Source organism: Xenorhabdus miraniensis, from assembly GCF_002632615.1.
The window spans coordinates 1-2,178 of sequence record NZ_NITZ01000067.1; the positions used below are offsets into that span (position 1 = coordinate 1).

At 45.6% G+C, this 2,178-nt stretch carries 2 protein-coding genes; both read right to left on the reverse strand.

What is annotated here, in order from left to right; all coding sequences use genetic code 11:
- Positions 1–235 precede the first annotated feature (235 nt).
- Positions 236–772 carry a hypothetical protein gene (locus Xmir_RS21995; RefSeq protein ID WP_208620482.1) on the reverse strand — a complete coding sequence of 179 codons (537 nt, stop codon included), beginning with the start codon at positions 770–772 and terminating at the stop codon, positions 236–238.
- The gene (locus Xmir_RS31410) at positions 769–1,965 is read right to left on the reverse strand and encodes an AHH domain-containing protein (protein WP_479688419.1); all 1,197 of its coding nucleotides are present in this window, start codon (positions 1,963–1,965) and stop codon (positions 769–771) included. The genes Xmir_RS21995 and Xmir_RS31410 overlap by 4 nt, the downstream gene beginning before the upstream one ends.
- Positions 1,966–2,178: the final 213 nt, after the last annotated feature.

The window sequence follows — 2,178 nt, forward strand, 5'->3', positions numbered from 1 at the left end:
ATTTGAGATTGGTGGCACACTCACCGTCAAGATTATGGAGGGCTGCATTGTGCTCATTCCTGACAGCGACGACACCCGCAATATCAGGCAACAGTACCAACGCCAGCAAGACCAGCTCAGTGAGATCAAGCTGCGAATGCGGGAACTGATTGGGGATTATCAGGCAAGATGATAATAAAAAAGCCGGAAGATCACAGGGATCTTTCCGGCTTTATTATGATGAGATGCTTCTATATCAACTAGTTTTTAATACCATTGGATTAAAAGCGACTATTTTTTTATCCTTAGTCATTCCACATGGATAAAAACCTTCTTTATATATATCGAACATTTTTTCTAACAGTGATTCTTTTTTATGCCCTAATATATATCTTTGGATAGATAACATTTTTAGCTGATAATAGACTTCATCTAAGATTTCAAAATAAAAATCATCATACTCCGTATTTGTCTTCTTTATCTTAGCTTTCCTATAATTTAATATTTTTTCTTCTTGTAAATCACCATATTCTTCATCAATATCTTCTAAATAATCTTCGGCTTCAGAATAGTTATCTTCTAAAGAAAACTCACCAACGCTATTTTCTATAAGATCTTGCCAAACTAAGTATCCATCTGGCAAATCTTGACTAAGTGATAATTTTAGAGATTTATCTTTTTCTTCCAATAAGATAACACCAGAATATAATTCACCACTCCCTGACAAAAGATCATCTGAAAATAAAAAACTCATTGGTTCAATTACAAACTTCTTATTAACACCTTTCATCATTCTACCCCTAAAATTTTATTCCACATTTCTAAAGCTCGTTGATTACCTATCTTAGACTTTCCTTTCCAAATATCTTTAGCCCTTATTGGTGTTCCATTCATCATTCCTTTCTTAGCTAGATTTTGTATATCAGCAACTTGTTTCGATATCTCAGCAACAGACTGATTTAGATCTATCTTATCTAATGCATTTTTAACAGCTCTAGAATAACCATTATGATTACCCTGATGCCTCGCCATTGCACTGACACCATTATCGACTTCTCTTAAGAAAATTCCATTTGCCGCATTATCGATATCATACTTAATTTTTTTCAAGGCAGGATGGCTAGCGTATTGTTTAGGAATAACATGATGAGCCTGATAACCACTCCATTTAGTTGAGCGCGGTAATCCCATATCTTGCATCATATTTTTACCCAGTTTGGTCGAACACCCCGCCAACCCTAATGGATCTATCGTTGCCGTGGGGTTTGTAACATAACTATATGGCGTTTCCCCACCCAGCAGCCCAATGGGATCAGGCGTCAGATACTGCCCCGCCACTGGCGAATAATACCGGAACCGATTGTAGACCAGCCCGCTCTCCTCATCCAGCCACTGCCCTGCGTATTGCAGCCCCGGGTTCAGTTCGGCATTTTCCCCCGGCACACCGAGGCGCAGCCCGTACAGGCTCTGCGGCGGCTGGCGCCAGACCCGGTGCCCGGCTTCATCAAACAGCGCCAGTGGTTCACCCGTCGGCGCACACACCGCATACTGGGTCTGGAGTTCGCCCGCAAGCAGTTCATGACGGTTTTCCGGATTAGGCGTAAAAAACTGCACCTGTTGCGCCAGCAGTTGCCAGCCATCAAACACCAGATGGCGGATACTGTACAGCCGGTTGTGCCGGTACTCGCGGATTTCCGCCGGCACATCCCCGTCCCACAAGTAAGTGGTGCGCAGCCCGGCCCGTTCACACACTTTCTCCGTGCGCCGCCCGAACGCGTCGTAGCGATAGTCCCACTGCTGGCCGCCCGGGGTTTGTACGCCGATGAGCTGGTTCTGGCTGTTCCACCTAAATTTGGTCAGTTGCGGACAGTGCCCCTCCTGCCACAACTGCATGGCGGTCATCCGCCCGGCATCGTCATACTCAAACAGGTGTTGCCCGAGCTGCCGTAACCGGTGGCCTTTCTGGTAAATACGTTCACCGTCTATCTCGTTGAGGCCATCCTCAGACGACTCCGGGTGCGGTCATACTTTTTTACGTCATTTTTTCTTTCAATATCATGCCATTAAAGAACGGCTTTTACCTGTTCCGTTAACGGCCGCGAACCCAAAACGCCGAGGTACACTTTCAGGATTGTCGGCAACGGCTGGACGCTGACCAGCTTGTCTGGGCGGCGGGCGGCCGTTCTGCGGGTGCGGGCG